Raw genomic sequence first — 25,650 nt, forward strand, 5'->3', positions numbered from 1 at the left:
TAAGGTTGGTGGTTTAGTAGTTTAAAGGTAATCAAAATATCAATTGTCCGTTATTGATGATTCCATAGGCCTTGCCCTTTAATTCACTGTTCAAAAAGATACTGTTTTTGGAGGTGGAGTTTATATGTTCCTCGCCAAAAACGTAAGTTTCATCCGGATCGAACAAAGAGATGGAAGCTATTGCCCCTTCTTTTATTTCCGGGTTTTCCAGAGCATATTGCGTTCTTGCACGGGTCAGGATATCGACTGTTGCCTCGGCTCCAAAAAGTGTATTCAAAGCCCCGAAAGCACTTTCCAGACCGATGGTGCCATAAGCGGCATGGTCAAACTCCACTTTTTTCAGTTCGATGTTCATAGGCGTATGATCCGTGATGACCAAATCTATGGTTCCGTCCTTTACCCCCTTGATGAGGGCTTTAACATCCCTCGCGGTGCGAAGTGGGGGGGTAGTCTTGTAATTGGAATCAAAATCGCTCAATGTAGCATCGGTATACCAAAGATTGTGAATTGCGGTGCTACAACTTACATTTAACCCCTTTCTTTTGGCATCCGATATTAATTTCACCGAATTGGCGGTGGATATGGTCGGGATGTGCAATCTTCCCCCCGTATATTCCAATATAAAAAGATCTCGGACGATCTGAAGTTCCTCGGCTAGGGACGGGATTCCCTTAAGTCCCAATTTAGTGGATACTTCACCTTCATTTACAACTCCTTTTCCCGCGATTTCCATGTCCAATGGAAAGGAATATACCAAGCCATCAAAACCCTGAACATATTGGAGCGCAATCTTTAGAAGATTACCATTGGACAAAGACTTTTTAAAATCATAAAACCCTGTGGCCCCAGCATTTTTCATATCAAAAAGCTCGGCCAAATTTCTCCCCTCACTTTTTACGGTCAAAGATCCCAATGGGTGTAGATTGGTAGCCTTTCCCTTCCCGGCACTTTTTAGGAACACAACATCGGAACTACTATCCGGTACAGGATTGGTGCCTGTATGTAGCACTACGTCGGTAAACCCGCTCCTGGCGGCTACGGAAAGGCCATGGGCTATGGTTTCCCTTTCCTCAAATCCCGGTTCCCCAAAATTCACCCCACCATCGAACCAACCTGGGGAAACATGCAGGTTTTTTTTGGCTATTGTCTTTACTCCTTTTCCTGCATCTATCCTTACCGCTATTTTTTCAATTTTCCCACCCTTTATAAGGATATCCCTCTTTTTTGTATGAAGACCTGCGTTGTTGGGATCCAGTATTTTAACGGACTTTAAAAGTATGTTCATGGAAAGTATTTTTGGATGAGTATTTCAACCAATAAAAACAGCAACGCTAAAATAACAAACCATTTCCAAAGCTCCCTTACACTGTTGTCTTTTTCCATTGCATCAAAAAAGGAACTTATGGAAGGCGTATCCGAGCTATCACTGAAGACGTTCAAATCTAGATAATTCAGTTCACTTTCCGCCCTCGAATAGTTAAAACTGATATTTTTGATGGTCTCGCCTGTTTTATGGATGCGATAGATTCCATCGGTCTTGGGGTTTTCTTGAAATGTTAAGGATACCTTATTGGCCGATGACCTTTGAAGGGGTATGAATTCGTAGTCGCTTTTGGCCACCTTTAGGATTTCGTCTTTTTGTAAGGCCGTGGGAATATCCACCTGAATCTGCCCGTCCATCCGCATATAGAGTTTGGGCAGTTTTAGACTATTGCTTCCCATATTGTAAAGCGTGGGCACTATTAGGGGAGAATTTTTAAAATTGGAGTTTTCCGAAGAGATCGAGGCCGTAAAGAAGAATGTGCCGTTGCTACCCAATAAAAAGGGCGAATTGTCCTCAAAGCTTAGGATATGGGGAGCCAATGTATTCGTTCTATAAAATGAACTTACCTGGGGGTATTGAAAATTGGTGGCATCCTTTTCAAACACATTTCTGTATAAGGGATGGGAGAAGGAAATCGTAGTAATATTCCGGGGCAAATTAATTTTCTGACCATAACCCGTGGAAAAGTAATTCGTGGATAATATGTTGTACGAGTCTACATCGATGTCCATGGCCGGGATTACCGTCAACCATCCGCCATTATCCGTAAATGAACGTAGACTGGTAGACAGGGTAGACGGAAGTTCCTCGATTTCATTCAGAACAATTAAATTTTGGGTCTCCAAAATTCCATAATCCAAAGTCCGTAGAGTAGTGGAAGTAAAGGCAAACTCATCTTCCGTGTAAATACGTCCCAAATAGGGGCTGTCCTCTGGGCCAATGGCCAAAACTTTTATTTTTTCCTTTTGGTCGATATTAAAAAAGAGCTGGTTGTCATAGGCAAGACCGGAATCCACAATTTCCAGCCTCCCCTGTATAACTTCATTATTTCCTAAAGTAAAGTTCACGGTGGCCCGACCATTGTCATCGAATATGGCAGCTGTTTTTGCCACAAGGTCATCTTCATTAAAGAAGGAAACCGGAATATCCTTGGTTTCCTTATCCGCGGTGAGGGTTGCGGCAAGCTCTAAATTCTCGGAACCCTGACTTACCACATAAATCGAATCCAGGGATACATTCTTTACGTTGTCCGGTAACATTTGTACCCAGGATGTCGCGGTATTGCCAAGGGAATCTAGGCCAGACGATGTCATTCTTTGTTGAAAATCCGAAATAAGTATAGTGCTCTGAACGGCCTGCGCATCGGGCTTGAAAAAAGCTTCGGCCTTTAAGAAAATCTCATCCAACTGAAGTTGTTTCGAGGAATAAGAATGGGTCAATAAATCATTTTGGATGACGGACATGGTAGCGTCCTCAAAAATCTTTTCGTTCGTAAAAAGTGTAAAACTATAATCTTCAGGGATTGATTTTATCAACTCCTGGACGGCGTTGTCCAATAGGGAATTCCCGTCCTTTTTGGCCTGCATACTAAAGGAATCATCCAAATAAATAACGATTTCCTTTTTTAGGAATGCGGTTTTTTTCGCGAAAAAGGGTTGCGCAAAGGCCAAGATCAAAGCAGTGAAAAGAAATAATCGGGTAAGAAGTAACAACCATTTTTTAAGCGTTCTGCTCTTACGGGATTTGGCTACTACCCGGCGTAAAAGTTTTACATTGGTAAAAGGTGTCTTCTTAAACCGGCGTAGCTGAAAAAGATGGATGAAAATTGGAATCAGTAGTAAAAATAGGGCCCAAAGGAGTTCTGGATACTTAAACTGCATTCCTTAATTTGATTGGGCAAATATAACGATTTCCAAGGTTGAAAATTCAAAGTTTACGATTTATTTAAATCGGCTTTTTTTAAATAATCGGGTAACTCGGGAAGTTGTATCCTTTCTTTTACTTGGGACGATTCCTAACAGAAGAAGAAGTAATCTCTCCCGCTTTTTTGACCCAAATCCCAAAAATAGTCCCGGATCATTTTTTGCGCCTCTTCATTGGCGACCGTAACAATGCTCTGGGGGTTTTTTACATGTTGCAACGCGGTATAATGTAACATTTCCTGTCCGTAGATCGATTTTCCTATTTTGTTGGGATTATCGCAGAGCCAAGAAAAATTGATTTTTCGTCTTAAAAGTCCTTTGGCAATTTCCTTGCCCTTGTTTCCTGCGCCCCAAATGGTCAAGGGACGATTGGCGTCATATTCCAGTTTTAGAAAATAGTGGAGTTTTATGTCCAGAAAGTAATTCTGGGCATAGTGCTCGCTGGTTCGGGAAGTACGGGTGTCGTAATCACGCCAATAATGCAAAACCTGGTTGCAGGGGATACATCGAAGCCCTTTTTCGTAAAACCGGAAGGTTAGGTCATAATCCTCCGGATAACGGTCGGGGTCAAAGGCATCACAAGCATCCAAGTCCTTGCGATGCACCATCCAACATGGGGAGGGTATTACACATTCCTTATAGATTTCGGAGTAGTTGCTACCATTTAGGGTAAGTCCATTAAGCCATTGTTGATAGCGCTCATACCCATTGCTGATGCCCCTATCCGAAAAATAACGCACTTGTCCGACTGCGAGATGCCCCCTTCCGTTTTTGATTAGGGAACGAACAAATACCTGAAGCTTATTGGGAAACATGATGTCATCGGAATCCATTCGGGTTATGAATGTGCCCTGACTCTCCGAATAGGCCGTTCGCAAGGCCGCTATGATACCTTTGCCCTTATTCCCAAAAACCTTGATCCGTAAGTCTTTTTGTGCGTAAGCATTTACTATTTCCCAACTGCCGTCCGTAGAATGGTCGTTTACGGCCAAAACCTCCCAATGGATATATTTCTGGTTTAAAATTGAATCCAGGCATTCGGGAAGAAAACGGGCCGTATTCTTAAATGGGATAAGTATACTTACCAACGGATGTTGCATAGTGCGCAATTTATGTAAAATCCATGGTACCCTATGGGTTCATTTATGGGAAAGGTAGTAGGTCCGGTTCCACAAATCGCATCTTCGCTTTTTGGGATATAAGGATTTCAGTACCGTAATGACAATGCAAAAGTTCCTTAAATGCCGTTTTTAGTCTGGGGAATTCGTGGATAAAGGATTTAAAATCGGTCGACTTTGATTTACCTATAAAATGATCGACTACTTTGACCGCGGCAATGGTAATCGTTTTATGGAACTTATCGCCGCTGCCGTGCAACGTATCAAATTGTTCTATTTCCCGACTTATCTTTTTGGCAGCTTTTTTCTCCCCATACTTTTTTATATAAATCCAGGTCAATCTTAAATGTGCTTCATGGGTAAAAAGGGAAGGAGGGAGGCTCCCTTTTTCAAAACTAGTTTCGAACATTGTGTCGCTAAACTGAAAGTGGCTTAACAATGGTTCATTTTGCTGATAATTTGATCTTGAACAGGACATTGTAGGAGACATTTTTTATGGACTTTTGAGCCCGACACTTTGTATCAAGGCTTTGCGTCCTTCGTGATTTTTTAAGACATAGTGCATTCTAGCGATTTGATCTTGGGTAAAGATATTCATCACTTCATCATGAGTGTAGTTCATGTAGTTTCCGATCATTACGGTTTCCCCGTCACAACCTTTAAATATTTCACGACCAAAGACTTCTTTATCCACTGCTGGGGTATCCTCACAATAGTCGTTCAAAGCACAATCCTTGGCGCCCCAAGTGTGCAACAGCCCTAAATAATGGCCCATTTCATGCGTCAAGGTGCGTCCATATCGGGCATGGCAATCGATATCGGACTCCCCGAAATGAATCCAATTGATCAGGATACCTTCGGAATCATTGGGACCGGGCAGTGCCAAATGTTCGGTTCCCGGAAGGTCGGTTTCAGGTCCCGTGGCATTGCCCAAAACCAGGCACTCGGTGGATTCAGGTAAGGGCGTCGTCCAAATATTGATGTATTGGCTCGGATCCCAATAGGCGTATTGCGCATAATGGTTTTGATTGTATCCCAAAACGGGAATTTTGACTTGAGTGGTATCGATCCGGTTTATACCATTCGTGGGTTTACCTTCCAAGGTTTGTTTCGCTAAAACAAATTCAATTTTTGTATCTCCTCCATCCGGATGGTCATTGTAACCCTTTGACCCCTCCTTTCTCCTGAAATCTTCGTTCAGTATTTCTATCTGCCTAACAATACGTTCCTTAGAAAGGTTGGAACCCGTTCCGATCGGTTCTCCGGAATGGACCACGTGTACCACAACCGGAAGAAATATGATATCCTCTCCGGGTTCAGGCGTTATCGGAGTTGTTGTTACGCTATCCTTATTACAGGAAGAAATCAAAATCCAGATGCAAAGCGCTAGTTGCAACTGGATTTTCTTGTTTGCTAGTGATCTCATATGTTACCTAACTGGTTTTATTGATGTCCTTAAATCGTACCATATCCCAAACCTTTGTTGACGCCCCGTGATAGAATCCGGTCTCATGGGTATAATCCTTGGGGTTTTTAAAGGTGCCGAAGAGCATATCGAACAGCGGGATGTCCGAATAGTTATAGGCATGTATCCCTTTGGCATGGTGTACGGTATGCGCTTCCGGTCTTTGGATAATATAACCCAACCAGGCCGGGGTCTTGATATTACTATGTTGAAAAATACCCAAAAAAGTAGTGATCAAGATAAATAATGTCGTCGCTTCTGGCGTAAAACCGGCTACTACCACAAGGCAGAGGCTACCCAAAAAGGTAAACCCGATCATATCCATAGGGCTAAAATAAAATGCTCCATAACTATCCATTCGCTCTGCACTATGGTGCATTTGATGAAATATTTTCCAAAGCAGGGTATTCTTATGCATACTTCTATGCCAAACGTAGAGTCCGAATTCATAGATCATTACGCCTACAAAGGCACCCCAAAACGTACCCAGGGCGGTTAGGTCAAAAACTTGATATTCGATCAAGTAGGTATCCCAGAGTAATGGCAGGTATGAGGATAGATAGAAAAACACGGCAAAAGAGGTGAGGCCCCTAAGCTTCCAATACTTCATTTGGGGTAATTTTCTGGCCGGAAAAATGGCTTCCCATACCATTAAAATACCGTACATGCCCAATACAACAAGCGAAATGGGATCGATTAAGATTTCCCATGGGGTCGGCAGGTTTTGTAAAACAGTTTCCATTTTTTGTTTTTAATAGGTTTACAATGTATAAGGCAGAAGTTCTTGCCTTACAATGTAAGTTTTGCGTGTAAGTGGCTTAAATGGACCAACTATGGGTAGACTCTGGGACATAGCTACAAAATGTACCTGTCTTGATGGAATTAGAAAGATGTTTCCCCAGTTGTGGATGGGCTTTTTCAATTTTTTTAATGGTACTGCGAATACGCCAGGTAACGGCAGATCTTGCCTTTTCGAGGGAAGACCCTATTTTTCTTGCCTGTCCTCCCGTACCCATGGCTTTGGACAAGTGATCCAATAGGGATTCGTATTCCTCACGGATTTCAGTATACGATTTGTTATCCCCAACATCTTCCGCTTCCCTTATCAACGATTGTAGCTCGAGGATTCTTTTCTTATACGCCCCAATAGACTTGGTATCCAATGTTACATCACCAGGATTATCCAAAAAGGTACCCATTAATTCCGTGCAATGGATTTGTTTTTCGGGATGCTGCAAGAGCTTTGCGATATCATGAAATCCCTTGGCATCCTTAAGAATAATGGATTGATTTGCATATTCAAGATTCCATAGCTCCCCATTATGTATAAAACTTCCGGTAGTAATTTGTTGTGAAGGTCGGGACTTCCGGGGAACGGGGGCATTTTTGCCCATAAACTTCCAGAAAGGCTCTAAATGGGACTTTCCCTTATAGGGATTAACGGTTATTTGCCAATCCATGGCCTCCTTGTCCGTGGCCTGTTTTCCACCATTGATGTTTTTAGTAAATAGCACTAAATATTTTTGCCAAAAATGGTGCATTTTATCCCATTCGGCAAGGTGATAATACGCTGCCGCCATATAGGCCGAAAAATCCGTCCAAACCGAAGCCTTTACCTTTTCGCCCAAGGCTACGGACTTTTTAAAATCGCCCAATTCAAAATAGATGAAAGAGCCATAGGGGAGATATACTTCTGGATGCAGTGGATTTAAGGTTTTGGCCCTGAGGTACAATTGTTCGCCCTCTTTGGTATGGCCCAGATATACCAGGTAAAAGGCAATTTGGATAAGGTTATCGGCATCATTGGGGTTCATCCTCAAGGACTTCCTTAGAAAGAGCTCGGATTTATCGTAGTCGCCCAAATACAGGTAGGTTCTTCCTAAGACGGCAAGGGAAATATAATCGTTCTCATCCAGTTCTATGGCCTTGAGCGCAAATTCATGAGCCCCTTTTTGGCTTACTTCCCAACGATCCCATAGCTGGCAGCTCCATTCATTAAAATAGGATAGGGAAATCCCGGAATAGGCCCGAGCAAATCCCGGGTCTATGCGTAATGCGGCCTCAAAGTGTTCGCGTGCCGCCGCATCGCTTTCAACGGTACCTTTTTTTAGAAGATGTTTTCCCAAGAGCCAATTTTCATAAGCGGCCAGATCCACGGACGATTTCTTATACGAGTAGGAAAGCAGGTCGTGGTCTATCTGTCGTTGGAGCACGCTTACCATTTGTTGGGTTATGGCATCCTGGGTACTTAAAATAGACTCCAAGGTCTCGTCGTGGTTTCCCGCAAAAACCACTGTATTGTCACGGGTTCTGATAAGTTGCACACCAATACGGAAGTTATCGCCCAAAGGCCTAAAGGTACCGGTGATGATATAATCCGCCCCTAAACGGGATATGGCCCCTATATCGGTGGCATCCGCTATATGTTGTGTGGAGTATTGGGAAATGACCGAAAGACCTATAAATTTTGAAAAATTGATAATAAGATCTTCGGTAAGCCCATTAATAACAGGACTCATGTGCTCCGCATCCCCCAAAAATCGAAAGGGCAATACGGCAATTGTGGTCTCCTTGTGGCCTACTAGTTCCACGATGTCTTCGCTTAATGGATTAAAATTCAGGTCCCCTGCAAATTTAAAGATACAAAATGATACGCTTTTGCAGGATTTGGGCAGGGGCCAGGGTAGAGATACCATATGCCCATTTTGGTTGCCTACAATTTTGCATTTTCTTGCTTTCTTGGTTTGTGACATAGCCAGTCAAAATCTTGGTAAGAGTGTAAATAATAAAAGGGCAATCCTTTAAGGAACGAAAAAAGGTTTTTATATTTGCACCCTCCTTTGCACAGCTGAAGCTGCGCTTCGGAGGGCGCAGCCCTCTGAGATAGGGACAACATACTGGAGGAATGGCAGACCACGTGCTTGTACCGTTTTACGGTAAAACGTGGTAAAGTGGTTAAGAACGTTTTCGCCCTGGCGAACCACGTTCTCGAATGCGGCAAATGGCGAAGGATGTATTTTGTTTATGCATTGTGGAGTGAACGATATGACAGGATTTACGTGGGGTTTTCAAATGATCCCGATAGAAGATTGAGGGAACACAACTCGGGGAAGGACGGTTTTACGAAGCGATACGTACCCTGGCAACGGTTCTATATGGAACAAGCGGAAGATGCAACCGAAGCCCGGAAAAAGGAAAAGTATTACAAATCCGGTTGGGGCCGGAAAAGGCTCAAATCTATTTTGGAGGAATGGCAGAGTGGTCGAATGCGGCAGTCTTGAAAACTGTTGAGGGTCACACCTCCGGGGGTTCGAATCCCTCTTCCTCCGCTTTATAACGTGGAAAGCCCCTAGAATAGGGGCTTTTGTTTTTTGGTTGACAGTTTAGTTGACAGAAGTTAGGATTTTAGATTCTATTCTACTTTTGGCTTATCAGAAAACATTACTCTAATTTCAGCCATAAAATAGTTATTATAGTTAGAATCTGTTGGTTTGTGCTAGACCTTACCAAATGATAGGTAGCATATGAAATAGGCAATCAATAAAAAATGTGCTAAACAAAAGAATTGTTCATCCCCCAATATTTAGGATAGCTTTCATAGTAAAACTAACTTGATTTGATTCCTTTACCTCTTTGATGATTTTTATATTTAATATAAAAAGGACTTCGATCATTGGTTTTATTCCTATTTTGGGATATATAAATGTATTTTACATCCATATAAACAAGTTGTAGGCAAGCTGAAAAAATCATGAAATTCCAAACATTTAAACCTTCTAGACAACTCACAACTTTTGTAAAGTCATTTTGGACTCTTGAGAGTGACCAACCGTACACGCATTATTCGATGGCAGACGTTTGTCCCGAGCTTTTATTTCATTTTAGAGGACAGTTTGATGAACTTCATGACAGTGGCAAAAAGGAAAAATCATTTACGGCGGGTATTCATGGACAGACACGAATAACACGAAAATTTCAAATAAGCCAAGGGTTTGGTATTTTTGGAGTCAGTCTTTACCCTCAAGCAATTCCGCTTCTCTTTGGAATCCCAACAAATGAAATCAGCAATTACATGCCTGACCTAAATATTCTTTTGAAAGCTGAAGGCGACGAATTAGAAGAAAAAATAGCTACTGCTTCCGACAACTTCCAGAGGAAAAAAATTATCGAAGATTTTATTGAATCTAAACTTTCTCAATACCATAAAGAGCAATTACCTGTCTTTAGTTGTATCAATGCCATCATAGAAAACAGGGGACAGACTAAAGTCAGGCAACTGGCAAATGATTGTTTCATTTCCGAAAGGCAGTTTGAACGGCAGTTTCTTAAGTTTTCAGGGTTTACTCCCAAATTATTTTCGAGAATAGTTCGCTTCCAATCAGTTCTTTCCAAATACCAAAACGTTGAAAAATCGCTAACAGTAATTGCCCTTGATGCCGGATATTATGACCAGTCACACTTCGTCCATGATTTCAAAGAATTTTCCGGGCATCTTCCCAAAGATTATTTTTCCGGCAATTCTGATGTAACAAAATGGCGTAATCAGTAATGTCGGATTTTTCCAATTTTTTGAAAGTCGGTTAGAATATTTTTGTTCTGATTATTAAACTAAAAAAATAGGTGTTAAAATTCCAGAAGGATATCAAGGCGTAATGCCATACCTGATCGTTAATGGTGCAGCTAAATTTATTGAGTTCACATCAAAGGTTTTCGGCTAATCATGAATATCAATAACAAACTTACCCATATAATTTCACTGGTATTTGTAACCTTCTCAGGTTTTTCACAAAACAGTGAATTGAAATCAAACTCGTGCAATATGGAAAGCATAGCCCCCAACATTTTTGTCAATAACATCCAAGAAACCATATCATGCTACGAAAAAATGGGTTTCCAAATCCAGATGAAAAACCCGAATACGGAAAAACCTGAATTTGTTTTGATGACATGTGGAAAGGTTACAGTCATGTTTCAAACTTTCGAAAGTTTGGGGGACCAGCTGCCTATAATAAGAAAAGAAAAAGGAAGCTCGCTGCTCTTGTATATTAAAATAAATAACATACAAGATTTCTATGAAAAAATTAAAGATGAGGTAAAAGTTTACAAAGAACCTGAAGAGACTTTCTATAGTGCAGTAGAATTCTCGATTATTGATAATAATCAATACGTATTGACATTTGCAGAACATCAGAAAAAATAAACAATACAGAAACATGCAAAATTTTAAAGCAATGGTACTGATGCAAATCGTTATTTCTATATTTCTACTTGTTAGCCAAGCCACCTCACAAGGTATAGGGGACAAAAGTAATGTGCCAGAATATGCCTGGTTAGCGGGAAACTGGTCTGGAAATGGATTTGGCGGTACCTCGGAAGAAAGCTGGTCCTTGCCTTCCCCAGATGGAACCATGATGGGTATGTACCGCCATCTTGATTCAATCGGAAATATAACATTTTATGAGTTCTTGTTATTGGATGAAACCGGTATACGATTGAAACACTTTAGACCTGATTTGATTGGTTGGGAGACTAAAGAAGATTTCGTCACTTTTGAAATGGTCCGGTACAATGGGAAAATAATTGAATTAAAAGGTTTGATTTTCAAACGTAAGTCAGAAAACGAGATGGAGATTCTTTTAAAATTGCGTAAAGGTGATGTAGTGAAAACCGAAGTTTTTAAAATGAAAAAAATAAATAAATTTAAATAAAATGAAACAAGTAGGATCTGTTATTATTCCAACAATGCGTTATAAAAATGCCTTGGAAGCTATGGAATGGTTATGTAAAGCTTTCGGATTTAAAAAACACTTCGTATTACCAGGAGAAAACGAAACCATTGTTCATGCTCAGTTGAGTTTTGGAAATGCGATGATTATGTTGGGATCTGTAAACGATGATGAATACGGTAAAATGTTCGGTACCCCTGAGGATCTCAATGGATTGAATACCCAGGCACCTTACATTATAGTAGAAGAAATTGACCTGCACTATAAAAATGCCGTAGCAGAGGGGGCAGAAATAGTTATGGATATCCGGGATGAGGACTATGGCGGGCGTGGTTATAGTTGTAGGGACAGGGAAGGTCATGTATGGAATTTTGGCTCCTATGATCCCTGGGCAGGGGACAAATAGCTTAGCTAAGTGTAAAAACAACACCCGAAACGAACTTATGCTCCTGAAAATATGAAAGACCTATTTGAAAATAGGCAATAGAGTGGGGTTCTGATGGTCAATTCTAAGCAGTTTTATAAAACCAACATTTTAAAAGATTAAGCTGAATTTCCGTAATGATTTCAAAAACTTGCTGTTTTTTAGGGCCTTTTGTACAGAGAAACAAATTGATAAATTATTTAATTAAACAAGTAACGTAGATGATTAACAATCATCCTCAGCTTGTTCAAAAGAGTCAATCCGAGGTGTTATGAGAACGTTATTATTGACAATGCTATGCCTTTATTGTTCTTTTTCAAAGGCTCAGACATTAAACCGGGTCGATGTTGACAACGGACTGATGCACTATTACTCTAAAGGGGAGGGAAAAACCATACTGTTCATTCATGGGGCACAAGAGGATTTCAGGGTATTTTTGCCCCAAGTGGAATTTCTCTGTGACAGGTTCAAAGTGGTTACATATAGCAGAAGATATAACTTCCCAAACAATAACAAAATTGTAGGGGATATTAATGTTGAAACTGAAGGAGAGGATTTGAGGCTTTTAGTTCAAAAATTAGGAACACCGGTACACTTGGTTGGACATAGTTATGGCGGGTTGATTGCCATAGATTTTGCTTTGACCTATCCCGAACTCACCAAAAGTCTGATTTTATCGGAACCTGCCTTGGTTGACTGGTTAAAAACATCACCCGAATGCAAAACTAATTATGAGGATTTTCAAAAAAAATTGATTAGCGAGACCCGGCAGGCCTTTAAGACCAACGACACCACATTGGTAATGAAAGAATTGTTTGAGTTCTTTGCCGGGGAGGATATACAAGACCAAATACCTCAGGAAGTTTTAGACATGCTGAAAGCTAATTTGAGAGAAATAAAAGCTTTGGTGACATCAAGTAATGGATTCAAATCACCTTCCTTCCAATCGGTTAAGAACTTGAAAATGCCGATTATGGTTTTCACTTCAGGAAGGACCATGCCGTTGCAACATTGTACAAACAAAAAGTTATTGGAGGCATTCCCGGATGCAGTTCACCATCATCTGGAAAATGCCGGGCACGAAATGTGGATGACCCATTCCAAGGAGTTGGCCGGTCAAGTCTCCGCCTTTTTAACCGATTAAAATCTTGCTCGGAATTATTCCTTCGCTTGTGGCTGCCATTTTGTATTTTACTTTCATTAAGTAACTCGCAATTCATAAGCCATGATTACGAAAAAGAAAAATTACCTGTTATTATTTCTAATTATAGGGATAGGAATTATTTCTATTTCTGTAGTGTATTCATTTTCAAGGTTTACTGCTATTCATAGGGATCCATCGATTTATGTGTAGTTTTTTCAAGAGGATAATGCTTACATTTAAGCATGAGAACCCAATTATTAGTTCTTTTTTTCATTTCGGTATGTGCCTATCCGCAATCAAGGATCGATAGCCTGGAGCAAAAGCTTCGTATTGAAAAAGTGGATTCCGCAAGGGTAAATCTATTACTCGACTTGGCCGACGAATACCGTTACGAAAACCCCAAAAAAGCGGAACAGAATGTTCTCGATGCCTTAACAATTGCCGCTTCAATAGACGAGAAAAAGCATGAGGTCTCAGGATTGATTGTTCGTGCAGACCTACTGACTGACCGTGCCAGTTTTGATTCTGCCATAGTATTCTTTCAAAAGGCCCTTTCTATATCGGAACGGATAAAATTCAATGACGGTAAGAGTGCGGCCCTAATTGGCCTGGGAAATACAAATACCAGAAAAGGAAATCTAGACAAGGGCGAGGAATATCTACTGTTGAATATTGCTTTCGCTACCGAAACTGAAGACTTTGTAGGGGTGGCCAGTTCCTATAACAACCTGGGCAATATTTATAATGAACAAGGGGAGTATAAAAAAGCGATGGAAGCCTACACCGAGGCAGCAAAAATGAATACGCAAATTGGCCATGAAAAACATGCGGCCATCAATATGGCCAATATGGGCATGATCTATCATAAACTTGAAAATTATGAAAGTGCCATAGCATATTTCAAAAAAAGTGACAGCCTTTTCGTTAAGCTAGACTTTCAAGCAGGGCGTGTGTTCGTCATGGAAAATATGGGCATTATTTTGAGAAATCAGGGCAAACCTGAAGAAGCGTTGGAACTGTATCGAAATGTGCTTCAAAGCTATCACAAATTGGGCCAGAAACGAGAGATGTCACAAGTCTATAGTAAGATCGGAAATATTTATTCCGACAAAATGCAATCGGATAAAGCCATTGAGAACTACCGCCTTTCCCTGTCCATTGCCCGCAAAATCAACGATTCTATTGATATGGCCCATGGAAGCCACGCATTGGGTAAGGAATTCCTCTATGCCAAACAACTGGACAGTGCAACAAAGTATGCCAGAAAGGCTATTGAAATTGCCGGGCATATTGGTGCTTCCCCGACCGAAATGGATGGTTACCAAACGCTATCCGAAGTGAATTACGCCAAAGGAAACCACCAAAAGGCGTATAATCTTAGAATTCAATATGAAGCGCGAAAGGACAGTTTGTACACTTTGGAAAAGCGAGATCTCGCCGAAGAAATCGAGGCCAAGTACCAAAACGAACAACAGGCCAAGGAAATCGCTCTTTTGGCTTCCGAAAAAGAACTGCAAGCGTTACAGTTGAGTAAACGGAAAAACGAGCGAAATGGCATTATTGCGGTGGCGATTTTTATGTTGTTACTGGCCGGATTACTATACAATCAATATCGGATTAAACAAAAGGCCAACAAGGAACTTAAGGAACTGAACGTGCTAAAATCCAACTTCTTTGCCAACATTTCCCATGAGTTCAGAACCCCCCTCACCTTGATTCGGGGGCCGATTGAAAATTTGGAGCAAAACCCGGAAGAACAACTGGATCATGAGGATGTGAAGATGATTCGAAGGAATACTAATAAAGTGCTGGGACTGGTAAACCAACTGTTAGATCTCTCCAAAATCGATGAGGGCAAACTAGAACTAAAGTCCTCGGAAGGTGACCTATTTAAATGTCTTCGTACGGCAGCGGCCTCTTTCAATTCCCATGCCGCGCAACGGAACATGGACTATCGCGTATCGGTACCCAACGAAGTACTTTGGGCAGCATTTGATCGGGACAAGCTGGAAAAAGTGGTATACAACGTATTAAGTAATGCCTTTAAGTTTAGTGAGGATGGCGAGTCGGTTACTTTTAGAGTATCCTACACTGGAGAGGAGCTGCACATTCATGTCTCGGATTCGGGTCGTGGGATTTCCGAGGAAAAACTACCCTTTATTTTTGATCGCTTCTACCAGGTGGATAGTAGTATCACCAAAGATCGGGAAGGTTCGGGCATTGGATTATCCCTTTCCAAAGACCTGATAGAATTAATGGATGGGACCATGACCGTTTCCAGTGAGGAAGGAAAGGGTACCTTTTTTACCATTCAGGTTCCTATTGAAAAGATTAAGATGCCAGAGATCAAAACAGATATTGTCCCGCCCATACCTGCGGATAAAGCTATCGGGATAAAGGCATACGAATTTCCAAAAGCGGAAGTTAACGGGGTGTCAAAAATTCTAGTGATCGAGGACAACGAAGACATGCGCCAGCATATCAGAAAGCAGCTTTTACATCATTATAGTGTTATCGAGGCTAAAAATGGGGAACAAGGCCTGAAATTGGCAGCCTCAAGTACACCCGACCTCGTCATCACCGATTTAATGATGCCCAAGATGGACGGCATGGAGGTTTGCAGAAGATTGAAGTCCGATATCCATACCAGCCATATTCCGATTATTATGCTTACCGCTCGCGCGGGGGAAGCGAATAAAATTGAAGGTTTGGAAACCGGGGCCGATGATTACCTAACTAAACCCTTTAGCGCTAAGGAACTTTCGGTCAGGGTCAGGAACCTGATCGAACAGCGAAAACGTTTGTTGGAGCACTACCAACAAAGCGAGCGCACCTTGGTACCCGAAAAAATAACGACCACTTCGTTGGACAAAAAGTTTCTGGAACAGGTACTTGCCCTATTGGAAAAGGACCATGCCGATCCCAATTTTGGGGTGACTCAAATGCAACGGGAACTCGCTATGAGCAAAACCCAACTCAACAGGAAACTTAAGGCTTTGACCCAAGAATCTCCGCGAGACCTGCTCCGTAACTTTCGTTTGAAACGAGCAGCTCAATTATTGGCTCAAAAGTCGGATACCGTGACCCAAATCGCCTATCAAGTGGGCTTTACCAACCTTTCTTATTTCGCCAAATGTTTTAAGGAGCTATACGGCGTTTCCCCTTCTTCCTATTAATTACTGTCGATTCTGGTATCATTTGGTTCGCCAATGGTATTTTTTGGTTCCCAGGTGTCAGTTTCAAAAGGGCCGAAAATCTACTTTTGGTGGTGTTCCTAAAGTTCCCTGTCATTTTCAATTAAAATTCTGATAGTTATGAAAAAGAATCGTACTGCCCCATTTCTTCTCGCCTGTATTTTCTTGTTCCTATGCGCCTGCGAATCCGATGAAGGTGATATGGAAACGCCCGATCCGGACGTTGTGGGTTTCAATATCAATGTCTCCGGGGACTTTTCCAGAAACATGCAGGGTACCAATGCCTACTACAGGTTTCAAGAGTTGCCTGCTTCATTGACCACTACCCACCAGTTGTCCATTTATTTAACAGATGGCGAAGGTTACACGGTAACCGCCATTATTGGTGTCAACGGAGAATCGACGCCCCCGCCGGGGAACTATCCAGCCCTCAACCTTACGGGTAATGGATATAACGGCGACGACCCGTCGACCTCAACCTTTTTATTTGGACAAAACGGAGGAATTAGCCATTCCAGTAATCTACAGGGCCAGGGCGGACTCTCAATTACCGCAACGAGCGACGGTCTTTTGAGTGGCTCTTTGGAAACGCCATTGGTTCCTACAGACAATGGGTCGGGAAACATCCTAGTCAACGGCACTTTTACTGCGGAGTTTCGTCCATAATCAAAATATAAATTATAGAGAATCAAATCGGGCTTATCGGGTAGTCGGTCGGTTTGGGAAATGAATACATTAACATAATCGTGATACTATGAAAAATACAACAAAAAGATGGTTTTTAGAACCCCTAAAGAATATAATGGCCGTACTCCTGCTATTCCTTGTAATGGCCTGCAGCGATGACGAGGAGGATATCCCAAGTATAGTTTTAGGAGCGCTTAGAGTGGAAAACCCAAACTTTTGTACCCATAGCTCGGGTACAGGGGGGCGTTATGACATTATCATCCCCTATAGCGGAACACAGGATGATGTTCTTAGAAATATATTGTTTGAAGGCACTTTGGATGACGGTACATCCAACACTGGGGTGCGAAATCAATTTGAAGGATTTCAATTGGAAGATGGTAATGGTGAACTCAATTGGGGGGATGTATGCTTGGGGTTTGCCGATTCAGCCTGGCTGGATTTTGAAGTTCGGATCGAGACCACGGACGGTACGATTAGCAGTCCCGCATCAATTCGGTTAAATAGGACTGATTTTGATAATTGAACAAAAGCCGACCGCTCACTTTTGAGCGGTCGGTTTGATTAGAATTTGGTTTTATTTGTTAATTGCCAGATATTGAAGGGGATAACTTTTTAACAATCCCTCTTAGGGAGAAACCAAACAGCACATGGGAAAAAAATTAAACCCGTATTCCACTTGGAGGCACTACCAAAAAATTCCATTTCGTTTTGTTGCCCTGTTTTTTGTCCTATTTATCATTTTTATGGATTGGTCGGTCAATCCAATTTTGTCCAAACTGTATTATTATGGCCCACTCTCAACCCTATTGGATAGTGTTGTTTCCTGGATAGGAAAAGACCTGTTTCAAATCCCCTACGTCATTATATCCCCGTACGATGGGGAACATAACGATAGAACTTACGTCTATTTACTTTATTTCGCAATAGCCGTTACTGCTGCAGCAGGGACTATCATTTGGAGTTTGTTGGATAGAAAACGTCAGAATTATGAAGTGCTTTATTATTGGCTTACTGCCATCATACGTTACTATTTGGCATTCACGATGTTTCTTTTTGCACTGTATAAATTTTTCAAAATACAGTTCCCCGATCTTGGTTTTTACACCTTGACGGAGCAGGTGGGCGACATGTCGCCCATGCATTTGGCCTGGGCTTTTTTTGGTTATTCTTATGAATACAATGTTTTTATGGGCATGGTAGAAAGTGCGGCACTGCTCCTGTTGTTTCGCAGAACAACTGCGCTAGGGGCGATCCTCACATTGGTAACACTTGCCAATGTGATGGCCGTAAACTACAGTTATGATGTTCATGCTAAAATATATCCCACGATTTTGTTTATTATGGCTCTTTTTCTATTTCTTAGGGATGCCAAAAATATAATCCAATTTTTCTTCACCGGCCAGGCCATTGCTCTACCCGTTATCAAAGCTCCTATATTTCAAAAGCGATGGATGCGAATCTCAAAATCGGTACTGAAAATTTTGGTGATAGGGTATTTCCTAATGGTTTCTGTTAAGGACAATAGTGGTTATCAAAAGCTATCCGAAGAAAGTTTAAAAGCTAAATCCGAATATTCCGGGCTTTATGAAGTTGAGTCGTTCGTTGTGAACAAAGATACTTTATCGCTAGGGGATCCCTTGCGTTGGCACCAACTGATAATTGGGGACAGGATACTTGAGGCAGTGCGCTTTAGGAAAGATAGTGTCGCACTCATACATGTTCCTGTCGATAAACAAGAGCTTATCCTATATGGAGATCCAGCAGATTTATCTGAAAAAAAGCAAGAGGTTTACAATGAAAAAGGCTTATCGGACGATACGTGGATGAAGATGGATTCCTTACTAATCGCCCAGCAGAAAATAAGTAGGTTTCATTTCAAAATGTCCGATTCAAATACACTAATGTTAAAGGGAACGATCAAAAAGGATTCTGTCCACATCATCGCCAGAAGAAGACTTATGGAGTTAAATGACTTCAGACTAATGAAAAGTCGTTTTCATTGGATAAACGAAGTCAGTTATTTTTATTGATCATTGCGCCTTGAATAAGGTGTTAATTATCAAATGAAAATCGAATAGTACTAATGATCAGGGCAAACTGAACCCCTCCCAACATTTTCTATTCGGTATCAATAAACTTTTTGGTTTCACATAAATCACTAAACATTTGATGTGCCAAACCTTTCCCATGGGCCGGTTATGGCCACCGTGTCGCCATTCTCCTGTACGTTTACGAATAGGGTCTTTCCCGAAGGTGAAAAGACAAGTCCGGTAAGTTCCGATTTAGAGCTTCTGTTACATGCCAAGGTATAGATATCCCCATCTTTATCGATACCTCTTATATGGTTCAATTCACCGTTATCCTCGCACAAAAGAACGTCCCCCCAAGGAGCGATCGTAAGGTTATCGCACATGTGCAATACGGTTTTATCGTTGGACTCCGCATAAAGTTCCAATAGGGCCGGCTCTTTCTTCTCACCTTCGGTTCCTTCTTTTGGGGATAATTTGTACTTAAAGACCTGTCCAAAATTTTTTGGCCCTCCATTGGTGCAGGCAAAAAAAAGTTCCCCATTTCCCATCCATATTCCCTCACCACGGGCAAAACGGGCCGCTCCAGCATCGAATCCCTGATATCTCAAATCGTCCTCTGGTGAGTCCACATCTTTCAAATCTATCCAGAATACTTCCATAGACTCATTTTTGGGTACGGTAGGGATTTCCCAATTTCTTGTATCTAAGCTGTTTTTATCGCGTATGGCCAAAGCCTGCAACGATCCACCGGCCAGGAGGTTTTCCTTCTCCTTGGGGATAAACCTATAGAAAAGTCCATCGTGCCTGTCCTCGGTAAGATAAATACAACCGGAATACGGGTCAATTGCCACTGCTTCATGGTTAAACCGTCCCATTGTTTTAATGGGTATCGGGGTTACCATTTCTTTGGAATTCATAGGTACCTCAAATACATAACCGTGATCTTTATGTATTTGCTCCCCGTCCGCTTTGGTAACATCTTCCTCGCAGGTGATCCAACTTCCCCAGGGCGAGACCCCGCCCGCACAGTTCCTGTAGGTGCCGGCCAAACTCATATACTGATCCTCAACTACTTGCGTATCCTCATCGTATATCAAAGTTGTTGTACCTCCCAACCCGGGATTAGTTCCGCCTCCCGAGTCGTAGAGTCTATCTAGATTTACATTGGACAACAATTCATTCATAGGGCCAAAGGGACTGTTTTCCAATGGAGTGGGACTGTTCTCATGGTTTCGGATAATGACGGTCTTTCCCATCTCATTAAGAAAAGCTCCCATTCCATCAGGTCTCCCAGGTACTAAAAGACCATCGGACATTTTTTCGCAAGATGTTGAGATAATCCTATACGAAAATCCATCGGGGAGATCAAGATATCCGTTTGGGTCGATCTTTAAATCCAAAGTCCCCACTTCACTATTTTGGATTCCTCCATCCTTCTTTTTCCTATTCGTACAATTGACCAATGCTATCAATGCCAAAGAAGTAAGGGTTGATTGCTTTATGAAATGCCTTCGGGTATAATCTTTATAATTATCTTCCATTATATGCCTATAACGTTCTATGTTTTGGATCCGTAATGTGGTCAGTGCCGATTTGTACAGGAAATTCTCGTATTGCTCCCCTTCCAACAAAGGTATTTAATTGGATAGGAAAAATCGGCTCCTTATCGATTTTAAAACGTTTTTCTAACGAATTGTAAACATTGTATAATATATGCCATAGCTTTTGGCCAGCTTGAAAAAATCCAAAAACAGTCAAATCATCCAACTTAAAAATGACCTCCTTCCTCTGCTCAGCAAAAAGCCCAATTTCAGTTAAGAAATTAGGTCTTTTTGGTTTTTGATGCGATTTGCCAGCGAAACATTTCTAGCTTCCCTACTTCCCGCATATGCCGGGTTTATTAAAACCGTATTGTACAAGTATTGCGTGTTTGATTTATTGTACGATCAATCGGCGCCTAAGTATATAAAGCCGTCAATAGGTTTGAGTAGTTCACGGTTTTTGACCGTAATGATGTAGTAGTATGTGCCAGAAGGTAAAGTGTTCGAAGTGCCAAAGGAGTTATTCGGGGAGAAACCTCCCCAGTCATTGCCATAATCATTGGATTGGTAAACAATGACGCCCCATCGGTTGAAAATTTGTACTTCAAAGATATAATCGCAGAGTTCAACTCCGGTGATCTCAAAGAAATCGTTGACCCCATCGGAGTTTGCAGTAATGGTTTCGGAAATCTCGATTTCCGTAGCTCCACACGGAATACAGTCGGCATCAACCACTATAGTGAAATCCACAAAGTATTTACAGCTGCCTTCCACCGAACCATAGGAAATTTGGTGTTCCCCAATTCCAAAATTCAACGGATCGAACAGGCTTCCATTTAGAATTCCATTTCCAGAAACCACCGCGAAGACACCATTGGTATCAAAATCTCCAGGTAAACTATCGATAAGATCAATAGCATCATCCTCAATGCAGATTTCTATGTTTACATTTTCCTTTTCTGGTTGTACGACTATAATGATCTGTTGGAATAATTCCACATTATCACAGGAATCGGTCACTTCCCAGAGGCGTTCTATAATGAAGTCATCGGTTGTATCGGAAAGTAAGGTCTCTTCCATGAAATTGACTACATAATCCCCACAGCCTCCCATAAAGACGAGATTAGAAATTTCAGGGATTTCTTGGCCACACATAATGGTAACCTCTTCATCGTAGTCACCAACTGTTATCGGTCCCGTACCGGGAATGGTAATAATTTGGGTGTGATCGGTTCCATTTCCTGAACGGTCCTCAGCGATCCATTTTCTGGTGATAGTATACCCCCATACACAATCGGCGTCATTGGTAATTTTTTCCGTGAAGCTTACTTGGACATTGGGATCACAATTATCAAGTGCGGTCAAAGTAACTATCCCTGGTATGGTATCACATGTCGTTGTAATGCTTGCCGGTAAATTTTGTACGAATACAGGAGCTTGGGTATCCTCTACCGTTATAGTCTGCACATGTGTGGTCTCATTGTCGCAATTATCCGTAGCCGTCCAGGTTCGTACTATGGTATAGTTAATCGGGTATGTCGGATCTTGCCCAATGATTTGTTCATCAAAAGCTATGCTTACATTGGAATCACAATTATCGATACTGTTCAATACGGCAGCAGCGGGTATGGCATCACAGGACACGGTCATATCCAAGGGGAGGCTTTCCACGAATGTGGGGGGTATGGTATCTTCAATGGTAATAATTTGCTGACAGTCCAATGTATTCAATACCGTATTTTCTCCAGCATCCCTTATACCATTGGCGTTGGTATCTTCATATTCGGTCACTGTATATGTACGGGTAACGACTATATCACAATCACCGGTATTTGCATCGTTTACTGCAGTTATTTCAATGATTCCGCAAGGAACGTTCCCAATAGAACCATCGGCATTGCCCAAAGCTTCAAATTCCGCTTCGGTAAGGCTTGTCGCCGAAGGCAAATCATCATAGCATTCCACGGTGGTAGTAGGGAAAGTAGGGCAAGTAACTTGAAATATACAGCAAACCGGAGCAACATCCGATACGGTCAATGTAGTACAGGTGTTAGCGTCCTCAAAGCTTATGTTGTAATCGGTACCTGCTGGAATAGGGTCGGAAGTCCATATGTTTCCCATAAATGTTCCGGGAGCTCCAGTGCCGTTAACCGTATAAGGGGGAGTGCCGGCTATTTCAACGGTAAGCGTGTAATCAGCTCCTGAACTGTTGCAGGTAGTACTTTCCTGGCCTATTTGCATAAATTCAGGAAAAAAATCAATATTAACCGTATCAACGTTCATTGAAGCTGAGGGACAAAATGCAGGTATAAAAGAATAATTTACCGTGTAGGTAGTTGGTGTGGTGACCGGAACTGTAACCGAAGATCCGGTGCCAACCGTATTTCCTTGGTCATCCACCCAGATAATATCAAACAGGCCTACAGCTAGGTCTATGGACAGCTCAACATCACCGCCCGGAGCACATAAAATGGGGTTGTCCGAGGTAATTGTAGCCTTAATGGGAGCCGGCACAAGATTGATGTTCAGATCGATACCATCACAGGGGGTCTTTATCCGAACAAGATAATTTCCACTGGACACGTTTTCAAAAAGGTGATGGGGTATAGAGGTATCCGTCTCGGTATAGGTTTGAACGGGCACATCAAGGTTTGAAGCCTCAAAAAGTTCATAAATCATGGGATACGTAGGGGTGCCACCTTTAATTTCGGCGAGAACAATTCCTGTTGAGGGGTCATTTAGGTCACAGAAGGCACCGGCGGTGGCCGCTGTAATCCTTTCAAAAGGTTCTATAGTGAATGGGATTGAATATTCCCTATCCAAATTACTTAAGGTCGTTGAAGAAAAAGTTATTTCATTGATGGGAGAATCAAAATTTATTCCGGTAAACCTTAAAATGTAATCTCCATCGGAGAGATTATTAAACTCCCCCTTATAACCGTGGGGAAGAATATCACCTTCGACAAGGGTTCCCAATCCACCACTTCCATTATTCGTAAATAGTTCCACTTTAGCTCCTTCGAAGAAAGATCGGGCCACATAGGAAGTCCCAAGGTCATAGGTTACACGTCCAGAATTAATACACCCGGTTGACGTTTGAATAAAAGGGGCGTAGGTAGCGGTTTCGCGTATTGTATACCGTTTCGTTGCTTGATTTCCACAGGTGTCCGTAGCCAGAATCTCATATTCACCTGGAGGAAGATCACCTATTATAATTTTATTTATCGTTGTAGTATAGCTAACAGGAAAATTTAGGGTATACATACCTCCCAAGGAATAGGGATGCATTGGGTTTATAGCAATTGATGATGTGAAGGGTACAGGACTTATTTGGTAGGTTGTACTTGGTATGCGCTCAAGAGAATTGGATCCGGTATTATCGGGTATCCTTGCTAAGACCATAGCACCTGTACCTTCCAGTATGGATGACGCGGGCAATATTTCAAATGCATTCAAAGGATTTGTTTCCTCAAGTGTGTCAAATTCTTTGATGATAGTATGGCAATCATCTTCAGCAATAATTCTGTAATGTCCACTACCGGGCAATTCATAATAGGGTAGAAAATCTGTCAAGTTTAGAGGGTTGCCAATACCTCCCACAAGAGGTACATTGGTCCATACACCCGGGGCGGTTTCTTGTTCAATGGCTATCTTGTTTTCAATACAGAACATTTGGTATGTTTCTCCCTCCCTCCGCACCGCACTTTTAATGGCCACCTTATGCACTGCCGTACAAGTATCGGGGTCGGTGGTATACATTGTATCTAATTCCAGCAGATCATCGGCAATAGGCAAGGTTGTATTGCTATAACCAAAAGTGGAACACCCATCATTAAAGGTAAGTACATAGGTGTCATTTCCAGCTATTCCAGGAGGGTATGTAAAGGAAACAAGAAAACCATCCGCAACCGAGACATCATTTATATCGGCAACTATAAGATCCTGAGGTTGGCCACCATTAATGCTAATTGTTGCATTGCCCGGCAATTGTATAGTGTTCACCAGATTTTGTGAATACATTATTGTTCCAAAAGTAGCATCATAGATGCTGCAGTTGGGTACACATTTTCTTTTAAAGATGGAAGCAAAGAACATGGATTCCAAATCCTCATTGATACTAATATCTGGATTTTGGGTCTGGGATACACCACATCCTAAATCGGTAACGGTAAAAGAAACGGTCTCTCCTCCTTCCATATTCCCAAAAACATGGGACGTATTCGTAGTAGGACCAAAAGTCTGCAATCCAAACCCCGAGTTGGCCTCATACAGAAATGGCCCTATTCCTCCACTATTTATGGAAATATCCAAAGATCCGTCAGGTGTTGACGGCACTGCTGCAATTGGGCAGGAAGGTGCTTGGCTAGTGCTGGAAATATTCATTACTCGGTAGGAGGTCGTTACTGTTATGGGATTATCCGGATTTTGTAAAACAGTCGCACCATACACCAATCTCACGTTATAATCTCCGGGAGCCAGAGAACTAAAATTGATAGGCTCGCCATTGGAGGGAATATTTTGTATTGTTTCTAATCCTACAGGGCTGGTTAGAACTGCCTGCCATCCATTACAGGGTGGATTCCCGGGAAGCGTTACGCTGATATTCCCGTTGGCTGGGCAGGTTCCGGGCGTTACGGTTACGGTAAAATTGTTCGGGTTGCATTGTGCCTTCGACAATATAGGGTTAACGGCACATAACAATAAAAAAATAAGCAGCTGCGTAGCCAGGTTTTTCTTTTCCATGACGGATAATATTTAGTATTGATTTTCCATAAATTAGGGGGTTCGATTACTAAGGATATCCAAGATGTATTATATCTAATTTTTCAATTTCAAGGTAAAAAGGGGTGGTAAATAGCCTTGTTTTTCCATTTTATTTGGCTCTTCCCTCGCTCAGAACAAAGCCCAATTTCATACGTGAAATCGGGCTTCTTTGATTCTGCAATACTCCATACCTGTATTACAAAACAGTCTACTAAATCAAAGAAGAGCCCCAAACCACCTACATTGTTTAGGGCCTTCATATCGGATACGGAATGTTGAGAGACTATTAACCCAACAGATTTCAACTA

20 protein-coding genes and 1 tRNA gene are annotated in these 25,650 nt (G+C 41.7%); 11 read left to right on the forward strand and 10 right to left on the reverse strand.

Annotation, left to right across the window (positions count from 1 at the left end):
* Positions 1-31: 31 nt before the first annotated feature.
* From ACO06Y_RS15500 to ACO06Y_RS15530, 7 genes are all read right to left on the reverse strand, one after another.
* Positions 32-1,285: a dihydroorotase gene (locus ACO06Y_RS15500; RefSeq protein ID WP_422079898.1), complete on the reverse strand. Its 1,254-nt coding sequence runs from the start codon at positions 1,283-1,285 to the stop codon at positions 32-34.
* Positions 1,282-3,204 (reverse strand): BatA domain-containing protein, encoded by a 1,923-nt coding sequence (locus ACO06Y_RS15505; protein WP_422079899.1) that lies wholly within the window; start codon positions 3,202-3,204, stop codon positions 1,282-1,284. The genes ACO06Y_RS15500 and ACO06Y_RS15505 overlap by 4 nt, the downstream gene beginning before the upstream one ends.
* A 134-nt stretch (positions 3,205-3,338) precedes the next feature.
* Entirely contained in the window at positions 3,339-4,346 is a 1,008-nt protein-coding gene (locus tag ACO06Y_RS15510; protein ID WP_422079900.1) for a glycosyltransferase, read from the reverse strand.
* Between the two features lie 43 nt (positions 4,347-4,389).
* Positions 4,390-4,842 (reverse strand): hypothetical protein, encoded by a 453-nt coding sequence (locus tag ACO06Y_RS15515; protein ID WP_422079901.1) that lies wholly within the window; start codon positions 4,840-4,842, stop codon positions 4,390-4,392.
* 15 nt (positions 4,843-4,857) lie between these two features.
* Positions 4,858-5,790, reverse strand: a complete 933-nt coding sequence (locus tag ACO06Y_RS15520; RefSeq protein WP_422079902.1) for a M43 family zinc metalloprotease — start codon at positions 5,788-5,790, stop codon at positions 4,858-4,860.
* A gap of 7 nt (positions 5,791-5,797) precedes the next feature.
* Positions 5,798-6,571 (reverse strand): sterol desaturase family protein, encoded by a 774-nt coding sequence (locus tag ACO06Y_RS15525; protein WP_422079903.1) that lies wholly within the window; start codon positions 6,569-6,571, stop codon positions 5,798-5,800.
* A 76-nt stretch (positions 6,572-6,647) separates the two neighbouring features.
* On the reverse strand, positions 6,648-8,582 hold the full coding sequence (locus ACO06Y_RS15530; RefSeq protein WP_422079904.1) for a tetratricopeptide repeat protein: 1,935 nt from the start codon (positions 8,580-8,582) through the stop codon (positions 6,648-6,650).
* Between the two features lie 198 nt (positions 8,583-8,780).
* Between ACO06Y_RS15530 and ACO06Y_RS15535 the strand changes: the two genes are divergently transcribed.
* The 11 genes from ACO06Y_RS15535 to ACO06Y_RS15585 all read left to right on the forward strand — a co-directional run bounded on the left by ACO06Y_RS15535 (position 8,781) and on the right by ACO06Y_RS15585 (position 19,037).
* Positions 8,781-9,110, forward strand: a complete 330-nt coding sequence (locus ACO06Y_RS15535; RefSeq protein WP_422079905.1) for a GIY-YIG nuclease family protein — start codon at positions 8,781-8,783, stop codon at positions 9,108-9,110.
* Positions 9,074-9,158 (forward strand) — tRNA-Ser (locus ACO06Y_RS15540). Before ACO06Y_RS15535 ends, ACO06Y_RS15540 begins: the two co-directional genes overlap by 37 nt.
* Positions 9,159-9,580: 422 nt before the next feature.
* Positions 9,581-10,378, forward strand: a complete 798-nt coding sequence (locus ACO06Y_RS15545; RefSeq protein ID WP_422079906.1) for a DUF6597 domain-containing transcriptional factor — start codon at positions 9,581-9,583, stop codon at positions 10,376-10,378.
* Positions 10,379-10,549: 171 nt separating this feature from the next.
* Positions 10,550-11,029 (forward strand): VOC family protein, encoded by a 480-nt coding sequence (locus tag ACO06Y_RS15550; protein ID WP_422079907.1) that lies wholly within the window; start codon positions 10,550-10,552, stop codon positions 11,027-11,029.
* Between the two features lie 13 nt (positions 11,030-11,042).
* Complete coding sequence (locus ACO06Y_RS15555; RefSeq protein WP_422079908.1) at positions 11,043-11,537, forward strand: DUF6265 family protein; 495 nt, start codon at positions 11,043-11,045, stop codon at positions 11,535-11,537.
* 1 nt (position 11,538) lies between these two features.
* Positions 11,539-11,961 (forward strand): VOC family protein, encoded by a 423-nt coding sequence (locus ACO06Y_RS15560; protein WP_422079910.1) that lies wholly within the window; start codon positions 11,539-11,541, stop codon positions 11,959-11,961.
* 289 nt (positions 11,962-12,250) lie between these two features.
* Positions 12,251-13,123, forward strand: coding sequence for an alpha/beta fold hydrolase (locus ACO06Y_RS15565; protein ID WP_422079911.1), 873 nt, complete (start codon positions 12,251-12,253; stop codon positions 13,121-13,123).
* 242 nt (positions 13,124-13,365) lie between these two features.
* Positions 13,366-16,299: a tetratricopeptide repeat protein gene (locus ACO06Y_RS15570; protein WP_422079912.1), complete on the forward strand. Its 2,934-nt coding sequence runs from the start codon at positions 13,366-13,368 to the stop codon at positions 16,297-16,299.
* 138 nt (positions 16,300-16,437) lie between these two features.
* A complete protein-coding gene (locus tag ACO06Y_RS15575; protein ID WP_422079913.1) occupies positions 16,438-16,983 on the forward strand; it encodes a hypothetical protein in 546 nt (181 codons plus the stop codon).
* An 88-nt stretch (positions 16,984-17,071) separates the two neighbouring features.
* Positions 17,072-17,530: a hypothetical protein gene (locus ACO06Y_RS15580; protein WP_422079914.1), complete on the forward strand. Its 459-nt coding sequence runs from the start codon at positions 17,072-17,074 to the stop codon at positions 17,528-17,530.
* A gap of 124 nt (positions 17,531-17,654) precedes the next feature.
* Positions 17,655-19,037, forward strand: a complete 1,383-nt coding sequence (locus tag ACO06Y_RS15585; protein WP_422079915.1) for a hypothetical protein — start codon at positions 17,655-17,657, stop codon at positions 19,035-19,037.
* A 128-nt stretch (positions 19,038-19,165) separates the two neighbouring features.
* On the opposite strand, the gene ACO06Y_RS15590 is transcribed toward ACO06Y_RS15585, so the two are convergent.
* The 3 genes from ACO06Y_RS15590 to ACO06Y_RS15600 form a co-directional block, all read right to left on the reverse strand.
* Positions 19,166-20,668: an alkaline phosphatase PhoX gene (locus ACO06Y_RS15590; protein WP_422079916.1), complete on the reverse strand. Its 1,503-nt coding sequence runs from the start codon at positions 20,666-20,668 to the stop codon at positions 19,166-19,168.
* A gap of 183 nt (positions 20,669-20,851) precedes the next feature.
* A complete protein-coding gene (locus ACO06Y_RS15595) occupies positions 20,852-20,956 on the reverse strand; it encodes a type IX secretion system membrane protein PorP/SprF (protein WP_422079917.1) in 105 nt (34 codons plus the stop codon).
* 27 nt (positions 20,957-20,983) lie between these two features.
* On the reverse strand, positions 20,984-25,321 hold the full coding sequence (locus ACO06Y_RS15600) for a gliding motility-associated C-terminal domain-containing protein (RefSeq protein ID WP_422079918.1): 4,338 nt from the start codon (positions 25,319-25,321) through the stop codon (positions 20,984-20,986).
* Positions 25,322-25,650 lie beyond the last annotated feature (329 nt).

It is taken from the genome of Ulvibacterium sp., from assembly GCF_965228935.1.
Classification (GTDB): domain Bacteria; phylum Bacteroidota; class Bacteroidia; order Flavobacteriales; family Flavobacteriaceae; genus Ulvibacterium.